This window comes from Variovorax sp. GW822-FHT04A09, assembly GCF_058801005.1.
In genome coordinates, this window is the sequence record NZ_JBXAMV010000002.1 from 1,141,676 (window position 1) to 1,154,944 (window position 13,269).

The 13,269-nt window shown below is 71.2% G+C and carries 13 protein-coding genes; 5 read left to right on the forward strand and 8 right to left on the reverse strand.

The window, feature by feature from the left end:
* Window positions 1–56 precede the first annotated feature (56 nt).
* On the forward strand, window positions 57–1,481 hold the full coding sequence (locus AC1RLW_RS16265; RefSeq protein WP_493193922.1) for a serine hydrolase domain-containing protein: 1,425 nt from the start codon (window positions 57–59) through the stop codon (window positions 1,479–1,481).
* A 5-nt stretch (window positions 1,482–1,486) separates the two neighbouring features.
* Here the strand turns inward: AC1RLW_RS16265 and AC1RLW_RS16270 are convergent, their stop codons facing one another.
* The 5 genes from AC1RLW_RS16270 to AC1RLW_RS16290 all read right to left on the reverse strand — a co-directional run bounded on the left by AC1RLW_RS16270 (window position 1,487) and on the right by AC1RLW_RS16290 (window position 6,189).
* On the reverse strand, window positions 1,487–2,719 hold the full coding sequence (locus AC1RLW_RS16270; protein ID WP_493193924.1) for an RNA polymerase sigma factor: 1,233 nt from the start codon (window positions 2,717–2,719) through the stop codon (window positions 1,487–1,489).
* Window positions 2,716–3,090 (reverse strand): YciI family protein, encoded by a 375-nt coding sequence (locus tag AC1RLW_RS16275; protein ID WP_062478473.1) that lies wholly within the window; start codon window positions 3,088–3,090, stop codon window positions 2,716–2,718. Before AC1RLW_RS16275 ends, AC1RLW_RS16270 begins: the two co-directional genes overlap by 4 nt.
* A 149-nt stretch (window positions 3,091–3,239) precedes the next feature.
* Entirely contained in the window at window positions 3,240–4,601 is a 1,362-nt protein-coding gene (locus AC1RLW_RS16280) for an NAD(P)H-dependent oxidoreductase (RefSeq protein ID WP_493193926.1), read from the reverse strand.
* Between the two features lie 5 nt (window positions 4,602–4,606).
* Window positions 4,607–5,482: a phytanoyl-CoA dioxygenase family protein gene (locus AC1RLW_RS16285; RefSeq protein WP_493193928.1), complete on the reverse strand. Its 876-nt coding sequence runs from the start codon at window positions 5,480–5,482 to the stop codon at window positions 4,607–4,609.
* Window positions 5,479–6,189 carry a GntR family transcriptional regulator gene (locus AC1RLW_RS16290; protein ID WP_159276143.1) on the reverse strand — a complete coding sequence of 237 codons (711 nt, stop codon included), beginning with the start codon at window positions 6,187–6,189 and terminating at the stop codon, window positions 5,479–5,481. Before AC1RLW_RS16290 ends, AC1RLW_RS16285 begins: the two co-directional genes overlap by 4 nt.
* Window positions 6,190–6,304: 115 nt before the next feature.
* On the opposite strand from AC1RLW_RS16290, the gene AC1RLW_RS16295 reads away from it, so the two are divergent.
* On the forward strand, window positions 6,305–7,261 hold the full coding sequence (locus AC1RLW_RS16295; RefSeq protein WP_354345061.1) for a threo-3-hydroxy-L-aspartate ammonia-lyase: 957 nt from the start codon (window positions 6,305–6,307) through the stop codon (window positions 7,259–7,261).
* A 6-nt stretch (window positions 7,262–7,267) separates the two neighbouring features.
* Here AC1RLW_RS16295 and AC1RLW_RS16300 read toward each other — a convergent pair whose 3' ends face one another.
* The 3 genes from AC1RLW_RS16300 to AC1RLW_RS16310 form a co-directional block, all read right to left on the reverse strand.
* Window positions 7,268–7,918 carry an ABC transporter ATP-binding protein gene (locus tag AC1RLW_RS16300; RefSeq protein ID WP_095746026.1) on the reverse strand — a complete coding sequence of 217 codons (651 nt, stop codon included), beginning with the start codon at window positions 7,916–7,918 and terminating at the stop codon, window positions 7,268–7,270.
* Window positions 7,915–8,901, reverse strand: a complete 987-nt coding sequence (gene miaA / locus AC1RLW_RS16305) for a tRNA (adenosine(37)-N6)-dimethylallyltransferase MiaA (protein ID WP_493193930.1) — start codon at window positions 8,899–8,901, stop codon at window positions 7,915–7,917. Before miaA ends, AC1RLW_RS16300 begins: the two co-directional genes overlap by 4 nt.
* Window positions 8,902–8,996: 95 nt before the next feature.
* Window positions 8,997–9,926 carry an AraC family transcriptional regulator gene (locus AC1RLW_RS16310; protein ID WP_369646454.1) on the reverse strand — a complete coding sequence of 310 codons (930 nt, stop codon included), beginning with the start codon at window positions 9,924–9,926 and terminating at the stop codon, window positions 8,997–8,999.
* Window positions 9,927–10,130: 204 nt separating this feature from the next.
* On the opposite strand from AC1RLW_RS16310, the gene AC1RLW_RS16315 reads away from it, so the two are divergent.
* Genes AC1RLW_RS16315 through AC1RLW_RS16325 form a run of 3 tightly spaced genes read left to right on the forward strand, consistent with a single transcriptional unit; the run spans window position 10,131 to window position 13,266 of the window.
* Window positions 10,131–10,478, forward strand: coding sequence for a c-type cytochrome (locus AC1RLW_RS16315; RefSeq protein WP_492682667.1), 348 nt, complete (start codon window positions 10,131–10,133; stop codon window positions 10,476–10,478).
* 37 nt (window positions 10,479–10,515) lie between these two features.
* Window positions 10,516–10,989 carry a (2Fe-2S)-binding protein gene (locus AC1RLW_RS16320; protein ID WP_070063074.1) on the forward strand — a complete coding sequence of 158 codons (474 nt, stop codon included), beginning with the start codon at window positions 10,516–10,518 and terminating at the stop codon, window positions 10,987–10,989.
* Between the two features lie 12 nt (window positions 10,990–11,001).
* Window positions 11,002–13,266 carry a xanthine dehydrogenase family protein molybdopterin-binding subunit gene (locus AC1RLW_RS16325; RefSeq protein ID WP_493193931.1) on the forward strand — a complete coding sequence of 755 codons (2,265 nt, stop codon included), beginning with the start codon at window positions 11,002–11,004 and terminating at the stop codon, window positions 13,264–13,266.
* Window positions 13,267–13,269: the final 3 nt, after the last annotated feature.

Here is a 13,269-nt window from a genome sequence, read left to right on the forward strand (position 1 = left end):
CGTGGCAGGATGGCGCCTGTTCGACGATGACGACTTCACGCCCGAGGATTCCGACGATGCGGCTTCTGCCCTCCGCCTGGTGCCGCCGCTGGCTGGCGCCCTGGCTTCTCGTGCCCTGGCTGGCGGGCGCGGCGAGTGCGCAACTCGCACCGCCGTCCGCACCGCTCTCGCTCGCCAGCGACCCCGCCGTGCTGGCCCGCACCGCGCTCGGCGCCGAGCGCGGCACGCTGGTGGTCGGCGTGCTGCGCGGCGACAAGGCCGCCTACGGCATCGCCCACAACCCCGAGCCGCTGGTGGCGCGCGCCATTGCGCCGGCCAGCGCGGAGCAGCCGATGTTCGAGATCGGCTCCGTCACCAAGGTCTTCACCGGCCTGTTGCTGGCGCAGGCCGTGGAGCGCGGCGACGTGGCGCTCGACGACAGCGTGGGCAAGCTGCTGGCCGGTCATGCCGAGGGCGTGCCGCCCGCCGTGGCGTCGATCACGCTGCGGCAGCTCGTCACCCACACCGGTTGCCTGCCCGTGATGGCCGACGGCGTCACCGGTGGGGCCGCGCTGGCCGAACAGTTCCGCAGCTTCGACCTGCCGATGTTCTGGGCCGCGCTCGCGCGCATCCACCTCACGGGCGTCGCGGCGCCGTGCGAGGCGCGCTACAGCAACTTCGGCATGGCGCTGCTCGGGCAGCTGCTGGCGCTGCGCTACGGCACCTCGTGGGGCGAGCTGGTGCGCGCGCGCATCACCGAGCCGCTGGGCATGAACGACACCGTGATCCCGCTCGGCGACAAGGCCTCGCGCATGGCGCCGCCGTTCGCGGGCGACCAGCGCCAGCGCCGCTTCGACATGCATGCCTACGCGCCCGCCAGCGCGCTGCGCTCGACCGCCGCCGACATGCTGGCCTTCAGCCGCGCCATCCTCGCCGGCGCGCACGGCCCGCTGGGCCCGGCCGCCGCGCGCCTGCTCACGCCGCTCGCGCGCTACGAGGGCGCCGAGATCGGCTATGCCGTGATGGTGCGCGGCCCCGAGACCGGCCGGCGCACCTACTACCACGCGGGCGTCACCGAGGGCTACCGCACGCTCTGGCTGCTGGCGCCCGACACCGGCGAGGCGCTCATCGTGCTGGCCAGCAACCAGCGCGCGCCGCTGCAGCCCGTGATGCTCGCCATCGGCAAGAGCCGCTACCCGGTGCCGACGACCGAAGTGCCGATCGATCCGAAGCGCCTGGCCGACTACGCGGGCGAGTTCCGCGTCGGCAAGGCGCAGGTGCTGGGCTTCACCGTGCGCGATGGGCGTTTGCTGGCGCGTGAGTCGGGCAAGGGCTACAACCTTCTCACGCCCACCGGGCCGGATCGTTTTGCGGTGACGGCCATCGGTGCGCAGTTCGTGTTCCGGCGTGGGGATGGCGGCGAGGTGATCGGCGTCACGCTGACGCAGGGTGGCAGCCGGCTTGAAGGGCGGCGGGTCGGGGTTGCTGTGCCGCAGGACTGAGCGCCTCAGGCCCGTTCCGACATCGCGTGCAGGTACGCCCGCACCGCCCCATTGCTGCTCAACCCGATCGCCCGGTCGTACGCCTGCCGCGCCGCCACGCGCGCGCCGCCGGCCGCGAGCAGGTGCGCGCGCGCCGCCCAGAACGGCTGGTAGCTCGCCACCTCGTCCGATGGAATCGCATCGAGCGCGCGCAGCCCGGTTTCGGGCCCGCGCGCATTCGCCAGCGCGCACGCCAGGCTCACCTGTGCCCCGATGCTCGGCCGCAGCGCGAGCAGGCCTTCGTACAGCGACACCAGCACCTCGGGCGGCACCGGTGCGCCGGCGCGGCGCTCGCAGTGGGCCGACTGGATCGCGGCCTCGAGCTGGTAGGGTCCGAGCGACTGCATGGCCGACGCGATGCGCAGGTGGTGCTCGGCCTCGGCCAGCAGCGCGTGGTCCCAGCGCGTGATGTCCTGCTGGTCGAGCGGCACGTAGGCGCCGGCCTCGGTGCGGCGCGCGGCGGTGCGCGCCTCGCAGAACAGCATCAGCGCCAGCAGGCCCAGCGGCTCGGGCTCGGCGGGCAGCAGGCGGCACAGGATGCGGCCCAGGTCGATGGCCTCGGTCGTCAGGCCGCGCGGCAGGGCGTCGGCGCCGTCGACGTCGTCCCAGCCGGTGCCGTAGGCGGCGTAGATGCCGTCGAGCACGTCGCGCAGCCGGCGCGGCAGGTCGCGTGCCTGCGGGTACTCGAAAGGAATGCCGGCCGCGCGGATGCGGGCCTTGGCGCGCACCAGCCGCTGGCCCAGCGCGGACGGCGAGGTGAGGAAGGCGCCGGCCATGCGCGCGGCATCGAGCCCGAGCACGGTCTGCAGCATGAGCGGCGCGCGCGCGGCGGCGTCGATGGCGGGGTGCGCGCAGACGAAGAGCAGGCGCAGGCGCTCGTCGGGCACGGTGGTGGCCTCGGGGTCGGCCTCGTCCACCTCGCCGGCGAGCAGCAGCAGGGTCTGCGTGGCGTCGTCCTGCACGCGGCTGTGGCGCCAGGCGTCGAGCTTGCGGTGCCGCGCGACGCTCAGCAGCCAGGCGTCGGGCTGCACCGGCACGCCGTCGGTAGGCCAGCGCTCGAGCGCGCGGGCGAAGGCGTCGGCCAGGGCGTCTTCGGAGGCCGCGATGTCGTGCGTGCGGGCGGACAGGATGGCCAGCAGCCGCCCGTACGACTCGCGTGCCGCGCGTTCGGCGGCGTGGTGTGCCGCCGGAGTGGTCACGTCTGGCTCGCGCCCGCCGCTGCGGTGGCGGTGAAGACCGGCCGCACTTCGACACCGCCGCTGGCGGCGCAGGGCGCACGCGCGGCCCATTCGAGCGCCGCGTCGAGGTCGGGCACGTCGACGACGAAGTAGCCGCCGAGCTGTTCCTTGGTGTCGGCGAAAGGGCCGTCCTGCACCTGGCGCTTGTCGCCGCGCACGCGCAGCGTGGTGCCGGTCATGGGCGGCAGCAGGCCGTGGCCGCCGAGCGAAATGCCCGACTGGCGCACCGCGTCGGCGTACGCGACCCAGCTGGCGCGGTAGGCCTGCGACGAGGCGTCGTTGCGTTGTTCGAATTCGGCCGCGGGTTGGTAGAACATCAACATGTACTGCATGGTGTTTCTCCGTGAGGAAAAGCTTGACGAGCAAGAGCGCTCACCACAATGACGGCCCGCAGCCGGTCATTTCGACACCGGACCGGTGCCGAGCAGAAGATTCTTGTCCTGTTCGCTCTTTGGCGCAACGTGGGCGCCAGGCCCCGCGCTCAGGCCGCGCGGGCGCGCACCGCGGGCGTGAACAGCGCTTCCATTTCCTGGCGCAGCCGGTAGGCGGCGGTGCTGGTGTCCATCGCCACGTCGGCCCAGCTCAGGCTCTGGCCCTTCTTGACGGGGCGCACGAGCCTGACGTTGTGCGCCAGCCCCAAAGGCAGGCCGCCCAGGCGCAGCGAGCGCTCGGCCGGCAGCAGCTTGCCCCAGACGGTGTAGCCGCCTTCGCCGTCGAGCATCTCGCCCGCGGCGAGGTCGCGCTTGGCGGTGGCGACCACGTCGGCGTTCCAGCCGGTGGCCACGCCGGTGGGCTCGCCGCGCAGCGCCACGCTGGCGACCGACATGCCCACTTCGAGCCCGATCAGGTGCCAGCGCTTGTACAGCGTGAAGTAGCGCCCGCTCGGGTCGGTGTGGGCGTTGTATTCCTCGAAGCAGTTCTTGATGTAGTCGGTCTCGGCCTCGACCGTGACCCACACGCCCATGCGGATGTCGTAGGGAATCTTGCGGCCGTCGGCTTCGAGCGACGAGATCACCTCGACCATGCCCTTGCGTTCCAGCACGCCGCCTTCGCTCTTCGGACGCGTGACGAAGGGAATGTCTTCCACGCTCGCGGGCGGGTAGAGCAGGCCGTCCGAGGGCACGCCCAGGCCGGTGGCGTTGGCCACGGCCGAGCTTTCGATCGACGGCTTGGAGCCGTCGAGAAAGCTGTTGAACATCTTCGGGTTGAGCCCGCCGCGTTTCGCCTGCTCGGGCGTGAGCCCGTAGTTGCCCCACACGGTCTCGGGCGTCGATTCGGTGAAGTGCGGCAGCCACTTGTGGCCGCGCCCGGCCGCCACCACCGGAAAGCCGCAGGTGCGGGCCCAGTCGACCAGGTCGCAGATCAGCGCGGGCTGGTCGCCGAAGGCCAGCGAATACACCACGCCGGCCTGCTGCGCCTTGTGCGCGAGCAGCGGGCCGCAGAAGGCGTCGGCCTCGACCGTCACGTTGACCACGTGCTTGCCGTGCGCAAAGGCGTCCAGGCAGTGGTCGACGGCGGCGACCGGGTTGCCGGTGCACTCGACCACGATGTCGATGCTGGGCTCGCGCGTCACGGCCTGCCAGTCGTCGGTGATCCAGGTGGCGCCGGTCTTCAGCGCCTCCTGCACCGAGCTGGCGTTGCTGCGCTCGGCCTGCCAGCCCACGCGCTCCAGGTTGACGCGCGCGGCGGCGGGCGAGAGGTCGGCAATGGCGACCAGCTGCACGCCGGGCGTGCGCGGAATCTGCGCCAGGTACATGGCGCCGAACTTGCCGGCGCCGATCAGGCCGATGCGGATGGGGCGGCCTTCGGCGGCGCGCTGTTGCAGGCGGGTGTGCAGGCTCATGGCGGTCAGGCTTCCACGGTTTCGATGACGTCGGGCGAGGTGCGCAGCGCGCTCTCGGGCAGGCCGTCTTTCCACGGCACCTCGACGGGGTAGGGCGTCAGCAGGCAGTCGTCGGGCAGCACCTCGATCGGCGCGAAGTTTCTGTGCGCGATGTATTCGGGCCGCTGGTGGCGGCGGATGTGGTTGCTGACCGCGCACAGGCTCAGGTACACGGCCACGCGGTTGAAGGGCGAGAGGTTGCTGCCCGAGGCATGCACGAGGCAGCTGTGGAACAGGATCATCGAACCGGCCGGCCCCTTGGGCGAGACGATGCCGCCCTGCGTGCCGCCGGCGCGGTCGACGAGCTGGCGGATCAGGTCGTTGTCGACCGTCCACAGCGGGTAGCTGGTGGTCGTGAGGTCATGCCTGGCATCGACCACGCCCTTGCGGTGGCTGCCCGGAATGAACATCAGCGGGCCGTTGTGCTCGGTCACTTCGTCCAGAAAGATGGCCACGTTCATCGCGCGCTCGGTAGGCATCAGGTCGTCGTTGAGCCAGGTGCCGTAGTCCTGGTGCCACTGCCATACGTCGCCCTCGAAGGCCATCTTGCCGTTGATCTTGAACTGGTGCATGTAGACCGCCTCGTCGAACAGGTCCATCACCGGCTCGACCATGCGCGGGTGCCGCGCCAGCCGCGCGAAGGGCTCACTGATGAGGTGCGCCGCGAAGTTCGTGCGCACGGCGTCGGAGCCCTTCTCGCGCACGTTGAAGGCCGCACGCTTGCTGTACAGGTCGGGCACCGCCTCGGTCAGCACCTTCGTCTCTTCGGGCGAGAAGTGGCCGGGGAAGAACAGGTAGCCCTCGCGCTCGAACTGCGCGCGTTGCTCGGGGGTCAGCTTCATGCCTTGTCTCCTTTTTTGGTGGGGGTTCCAGATGCGGATGCCGTGCGTGCCAGCTGCTGCGCGAGCCGCTCGGCCAGCGCGTCGCTGGCGCGCGAGACGTGCTCGTCGCTCAGGCGCGCGGCGCGTTCGACGTCGCCGGCGGCAATGGCGTCGGCAATGGCTTCGTGCTCGTCCCACAGCGACTCGCGCTGCGGCTCGGCCTGCAGCACCGCGCCCATCGCGCGGCGCAGGTGGCGCCAGTGCGGGTCGGCGCTCTGGCCGATCAGCGGGTTGCCCGAGGCGGCGTAGATGGCCTGGTGAAAGGCCACATCGGCGTCGATCATGGCTTCGACATTGCGCCCGCGCGCCGCGCGCCGGCCGCGTTCGATGAGCTTCGGGTCGATGCGAAAGCGCTGCTGCGCCGCCAGCCGCGCGGCCAGCACGTCGAGCGCGCCGCGCACCTGGTAGACCTTGCGCATCGCCTCGGCCTCCAGCGGCGCCACCAGCACGCCGCGGCCCGGCGCGTCCTGCACGAAGCCGTCTTTCTTGAGCAGCCGCAGCGCCTGCAGCACCGGCTGGCGTGACACCGCGAGCCGCGCCGCGATGTCCTCCTGCGTGAGCCGCTCGCCCGGCGCGAGCGCGCCGCTGCTGATGGCGCCGAGCAGGGCGCGGTAGACCTGGTCGACGAGGTCGGGGGCGACTTCGATGCTGAGCAACTGGGCGGGCATGACGGGCCTTTTCTGAACTCTGTATACAGAGTACGGACTTCGGCGCCGGGGCGCATCCCCGGGTTTTTACCCATCGGGGCTGCAAGGAACGGCGTGCCGCCGCTAAGCTCGACCCATGCAACTCCCTACCTACGACGATGTCATCGCCGCGGCCGCGCGGCTCGAAGGCCATGCCCACCGCACGCCGGTGCTGCAATCGACCACCGCCAACGAGCGCTGGGGCGCGCAGTTCTTCTTCAAGTGCGAGAACTTCCAGCGCATGGGCGCGTTCAAGTTCCGCGGTGCGTTCAATGCGCTGTCGAAGTTCGACGCGGCACAGCGCAAAGGCGGCGTGATCGCGTTCTCGTCGGGCAACCACGCGCAGGCCATCGCACTGTCGGCACGCCTGCTGTCGATGCCGGCCGTGATCGTCATGCCCAAGGACGCGCCCGCCGCGAAGGTCGCGGCCACGAAGGGCTACGGCGCCGAAGTGGTGATGTACGACCGCTTCACCGAAGACCGCGAGGCGCTGACGAAGCGGCTCGCGCAGGAACGCGGCATGACGATGATTCCGCCCTACGACCACCCCGATGTGCTGACGGGGCAGGGCACGGCGGTGAAGGAACTCATCGAAGAGACCGGCCCGCTCGACCACCTCTTCGTGTGCCTCGGCGGCGGCGGGTTGCTGTCGGGCTCGGCGCTGTCGGCGCGTGCGCTGTCGCCCGCCTGCAAGGTCTACGGCGTGGAGCCCGAGGCCGGCAACGACGGCCAGCAGTCGCTGCGCGCCGGGAAGATCGTGCACATCGACACGCCCAAGACCATCGCCGACGGCGCGCAGACGCAGCACCTGGGCGAGTACACCTTCGGGATCATCCAACGCGACGTCGATGACATCTTCACGGTGACCGATGAGCAGCTTGTCGAGGCGATGCGCTTCTTCGCGGAGCGCATGAAGATGGTGGTGGAGCCGACGGGGTGCCTCGCGTTCGCGGGCGCCATCGCGGCCGCGAAGGCCATCGAAGGCCAGCGCGTGGGCATCGTGATCAGCGGCGGGAACGTCGACCTGTCGCGCTACGCCTCGCTGATCGGCTGATTCTTTTCAGGCCCGGATACCGCTCGCCGTCAGGTGCAGCAACCGGTCCGCACGCGCCGCGGCGCTCTCCGAGTGCGTGACCAGCACCAGCGAGGCGCCGTGCTCGCGCGTCTGGCCGATCAGCAGGTCCATCACCTTCGCGGCGGTCGATGGGTCGAGGTTGCCGGTGGGCTCGTCGGCGAGCAGCAGCGCGGGCCGGTGCACCAGCGCGCGGGCGATGGCCACGCGCTGCAGCTGGCCGCCTGAGAGCGTCTGCGGCAGCCGCGCGCCCATGCCGGGCAGGCCGACGGCCTCCAGCATGTGGGCCACGCGCGCGTCTTCGCGCGGGCGACCCAAGAGCATCAGCGGCAGCGACACGTTCTGCGCCACGTCGAGGTGCGGCAGCACGTGGAAGGCCTGGAACACGAAGCCCACATGCTGGCGGCGCCACAGCGCGCGGGCTTCGCCGTCGAGCGCGCCGATGTCGGTGCCGTCGTGCGACACGCTGCCTTCATCCCAAGTGTCGAGGCCGGCCATGCAGTTGAGCAGGGTCGATTTGCCCACGCCCGATTCGCCGACGATGGCGACGAACTCGCCGGGCGCGACCTGCAGGCTCACGTGTTCGAAGACGGGCGCGTCGCCGTAGTGCTTGCCGAGGTTGGAGAGGTGCAGGGTCATGCCGGTGTCGCCGAACCAGCGATCTGCGCGATGTGCCGCACGGCGGCCTGCACCGCGTCGGGCGCGTCGCAGGCGATCACGGTGCGCTGCGGCATGCTGCGCAGCCAGGTGATCTGCCGCTTGGCGAGCTGGCGCGTGGCGGCAATGCCGCGCTCGCGCAGCTCGCCCAGGGCCTTGGCGTCGGGCGGTGCGTCGCCGCAGGCGTCGAACATCTCCCAGGCCTGGCGGTAGCCGACGCAGCGCATCGAGGGCAGGTCGGGCGACAGGTCGCCGCGCGCGCGCAGTGCCTTCACTTCGTCGAGAAAGCCGGCCGCGAGCATGGCGTCGAAGCGCTCGGCGATGCGGCCGTGCAGCCAGGCGCGGTCCTCGGGTTCAAGCGACACGAGCACGCCGCCGTCGACGGCCTTGGCGGCCTTGGTGTCGCTCGCATGGAAGCTCGACAGCGGCTGGCCGCTGCTTTCCCACACCTCGAGCGCGCGCTGGATGCGCTGGCTGTCCTGCGGCGCGAGCCGCGCGGCGGTGACGGGGTCGACCTGCGCCAGCCGCGCGTGCATGGCGGGCCAGCCGAGCGCGGCAGCTTCGGCATCGAGGCGCGCGCGCACGGCGGGGTCGGCGGCGGGCATGGCGTCGATGCCGTCGAACAGCGCCTTGAAGTACAGCATGGTGCCGCCCACGAGCAGGGGCAGCGCGCCGCGTGCGCGGATGGCGTCGATGAGCCGGGTGGCGTCGGTCACGAAGGCGGCGGCGCTGTAGCTGTCGCGCGCGTCGAGGATGTCGATCAGGTGGTGCGGCACGGCGGCCTGCTCGGCGGCGGTGGGCTTGGCGGTGCCGATGTCCATGCCGCGGTAGACCAGCGCCGAGTCGACGCTGACGATCTCGACCGGCTGCAGCCGGGCCACGGCCAGGGCCACGGCGGTCTTGCCGGACGCGGTGGGGCCGGCGAGCGCGATGTAGCGCGGGGGAACAGGGGAAGCGGGGGGCATGCGTCGAGGGTAGCAAATGACACGCGCCGGGCCGCTGCACGGGGCTTGTCTGGGACGCCGGGCGGCTGCGCGGGGCTTGCCCGCGACGCCGTGCGTCAGGCGACGGCGGTCGCGTCCCGCATCCGCCGGATGTCGCGCAGCGGCGGCGCACCGAACAGGCGCGCGTACTCGCGGCTGAACTGCGAGGCGCTTTCGTAGCCCACGCGCACGCCGGCGGTGCCGGCATCGATGTTCTGGTTCAGCATCAGCTGCCGCGCTTCCTGCAGGCGCAGCTGCTTCAGGTACTGCATCGGGCTCATGCCGGTCACGGCGCGGAAGTGCTGGCGGTAGGTCGACGGGCTCATGTGCGCGGACGCGGCCAGTTCGTCCGCCTGCACGGGCTTCCTGAAATTCATCTTGAGCCACGCCAGGCTCTGCGCCACCTGCTGGCTGGGCGAGCCCACGGTCATGAGGCGCTGCAGCTGCGGGCCGTGGCGCCCGGCGAGCAGGCGCACGACGATTTCCTTCTGCAGCAGCGGCGCGAGCTGCGGAACGAGCCGGGGCTCGGCCAGCAGCTCGACGAGCCGCGTGACGGTGCCCAGCAGCGTCGCGTCGAGCGCGCCCAGCGACAGGGCGCGCTGGTTGTGGGGCTCCCTGGACGGCGGCGGCAACGCCATCTCGGTCGCCACCTGCACGATGGCGCGCGGATCGAGCCGGATCATGAGGCCCAGGAAGGGCTGCGCCGCGCTGGCGCGGGTGACGTGCGCCACCACGGGCAGGTCGGCCGTGATCAGCAGCGACTGGCCCGCGCCGTATTCATAGATCTCGTCGCCGAGCGCCGCGCGCTTCTGTCCGCCGACGGTGATGCCCAGGCCGAAGCCGTAGATGCAATGCACGGGCTCGGTCGCGGCGCTGCGGCGGTGCAGCGAGAGTTCGGGAATGGCGGTGGCGTGGTCGCCGTCGTTTCGGGCAATGCGCCCGACGGCCGCGGCCAGGGCACCGAGGACGGCCGAATCGTCTGGCTGCGTCGGCTGTAGCACTTCCATCTGAATCCTTTCGGGTGCTTGCGCAAAGTCTAGCGGGCGCTTCTCATGCGCTTGGCGTTTTTGGCGCAGTCTCGTTGTTTCAGGCAAGAACGCGCGCGGATTGGGCAAGTGGCCGTGGGCGCTTCATCGGACACTGGCCGCCGTGAAGTCCTGCCGCGCGCGGCGCGAGGACCGTGCTTCCCCTCCACGATGATGAAAAAAGAAATGACCCACGACGAACGACATCCGCATCGCATCACCGCCTCGCTCGTGGCCGCACTGGCCATCGGCGCGAGCATGGCCGGGTCCGCGCCCGCCTTTGCCAGCACCGCGCTGGCGCAGAAGTACGCGTGCGTGGCCTGCCACCAAGCCGCCGTGAAGGTGGTGGGCCCTTCCTGGAAAGAGATCGGCGCACGCTACGGCGACGGCAAGGGCACGGCCGCGCAGCTGGCCGCCAGCATGAAGGCCGGCAGCTCGGGCAAGTGGGGCGCGATGCCCATGCCCGCGCAAGCCCAGGTGCCCGACGCGGACCTGCAGGCGCTCGCGCAATGGGTGCTCGACGGCGCCAAGTGAATCCGACCCATCCCACCTACCCACGGAGAAAACCAACATGAGCGCGCTCCACGTCAACGGCCGTGACCACACGGTCGACGCCGACCCCGGCACCCCCATCCTCTGGGCCCTGCGCGACACGCTGGGCATGACCGGCACCAAGTTCGGTTGCGGCGCGGCGCTGTGCGGCGCCTGCACCGTGCACATGGACGGCCAGGCCATCCGCTCGTGCATCACGCCCATCGCGGCGGCCGAGGGCAAGAAGATCACCACCATCGAAGCCGTGACCGGCGGCAACGACCGCGTGGGCGCGGCCGTGCATGCCGCGTGGGTCAAGCACGACGTCGCGCAGTGCGGCTACTGCCAGAGCGGCCAGATCATGAGCGCGACCGCCTTCCTGCAGTCGCTGCCCAAGGGCAAGCAGCCCAGCACCGACGAGATCGACTCGGCCATGGCCGGCAACATCTGCCGCTGCGGCACCTACGCCCGCATCCGCGCCGCCGTGGCCGATGCGGCCAAGACCCTCGCCTAAGGAGTCGCCACCATGCTGCCCAACATTGACTACAACGACCTGCCGCGCGCGCTGCAGCGCCTGATGGTCCAGCCTGCGACCGATGCATCCGACGAGGTCGCCACGCTGCCCCGCCGCAGCTTCCTGAAGATGGCCGGCGCCGGCGGCCTCGTGCTCGGCGCTTTCCCTCACATGGCCATGGCGCAGGCCGACGGCCCGGCCAAGGCCGGCGGTGCGCTCAAGCCGACGCAACAGCCCTCGGCCTTCGTGCAGATCGCGCCCAACGGCGAGGTCACGGTGACCATCAACCGCCTCGAGTTCGGCCAGGGCGTGCAGACCGGCCTGCCGATGATCCTGGCCGAGGAGCTCGACGCCGACTGGGCCCTGGTGCGCAGCCGCAGCGGCACCAACGATGCGGCCTACGCCGACCCGCTGTTCGGCATGCACCTGACCGGCGGCTCCAACTCGATCAAGAACAGCTACACCCAGTACCGCGAACTGGGCGCGCGTGCGCGGGCCATGCTGCTGTCGGCCGCGGCGCAGCGCTGGAAGGTCGACGTGGCCACGCTGCGCACGCAGGCCGGCACGGTGATCGGCCCCGGCGGGCGCAAGGCGGGCTACGGCGAGCTGGCCGAAGCGGCCATGGCGCTGCCGGTGCCCGAGACGGTCACGCTCAAGAGCCCGAAGGACTTCCGAATCATCGGCCGCCCGACCACGCGCCTGGACGCGCGCGCCAAGAGCAGCGGGCGACAGGACTTCGGCATCGACGTGAAGCAGCCCGGCCTGCTCACGGCCGTGGTGGCGCATCCGCCCGTGTTCGGTGCCCGCCTGGCCTCGGTGGACGACAGCGCCGCGCGCGCCGTCAAGGGCGTGAAGGCCGTGCTGCGCATTCCGCTGGACCGTGGCGCCGAAGGCGTGGCCGTGGTGGCCGACGGCTACTGGCCCGCCAAGCTGGGCCGCGATGCGCTCAAGCTGCAGTGGAACACCGATGCGGTGGAGAAGGTCGACAGCGACAAGCAGCTGGCCCAGTACCGCGAACTCGCCGGCCGCCCCGGCAACCGCAAGTTCGACGCCGACATGGCGCCGTTGGCCGGCGCGCCGCACAAGCTCGAGGCCGAGTTCGTGTTTCCCTACCTGGCCCACGCGCCCATGGAGCCGGAGAACTGCACCGTGAAGCTGTCGGACGGCCGCGCCGAGCTGTGGGTCGGCACCCAGTCCGCCGACCTCGACGGCCAGGCCGCGGCACGCACGTTGAAGCTCGACCCCGCGCAGGTGAAGGTGAACGTGCAGATGGCGGGCGGCGGCTTCGGCCGGCGCTTCGTGGGATCGAGCGACTTCGTGGTCGAGGCCTGCGAGATCGCCAAGGCCGCGCGCACCGCCGGCCTGAAAGACGCACCGGTGCGCCTGCTGTGGAGCCGCGAGGACGACATCAAGGGTGGCTACTACCGCCCCATGCACCTGCACCGCGCCCGCATCGGCTTCGACGCGCGCGGCAAGATCCTCGCGTGGGACCACGTGATCGTCGGCCAGTCGATCACGGCGGGCACGGTGTTCGCCGGCTCCATGGTGAAGGACGGCATCGACGCCACGGCCGTTGAAGGCATGCGCGATCCTTACCCCGTGCCGATGCGCCTCACGGTGCATCACCCGCAGGTCAACGTGCCGGTGCTGTGGTGGCGCAGCGTGGGCTCCACGCACACGGCCTTCGTGATGGAAACGCTCATCGACGAGATCGCCCGCACGACCAAGCAGGACCCGGTGGCCTACCGCATGAGCCTCTTCGGCGACAAGCACCCGCGCCACCGCGCCGCGCTGCAACTGGCCGTGGACAAGAGCGGCTACGGCAAGAAGAAGCTGGCCGAAGGCCGCGCCTGGGGCGTGGCCGTGCACGAGTCCTTCGAGTCGGTGGTGGCCTATGTGGTCGAAGCGTCGGTGAAGGACGGCCAGCCGGTGCTGCACCGCGTGACCTCGGGCGTGCACTGCAACCTGGCGGTGAACCCGCGCAGCGTGGAAGCGCAGGTGCAGGGCGCGGCGGTGATGGGGCTGTCGACCTGCCTGCAGGGCAGCGCCATCACGCTGAAGGACGGCGTCGTGCAGCAGGGCAACTACGGCGACTTCACCGTGGCGCGCATCACGCAGGTGCCCGAGTTCGACGTGCACATCGTGCCGAGTGCCGATGCGCCCAAGGGCATGGGGGAACCCGGCCTGCCGCCGCTGGCGCCTGCTTTCGCGAATGCCGTGGCGCGGCTGACGGGCAAGCCCTTGCGCCAGCTGCCGTTCGACCTGGCCTCGGCCTGACGC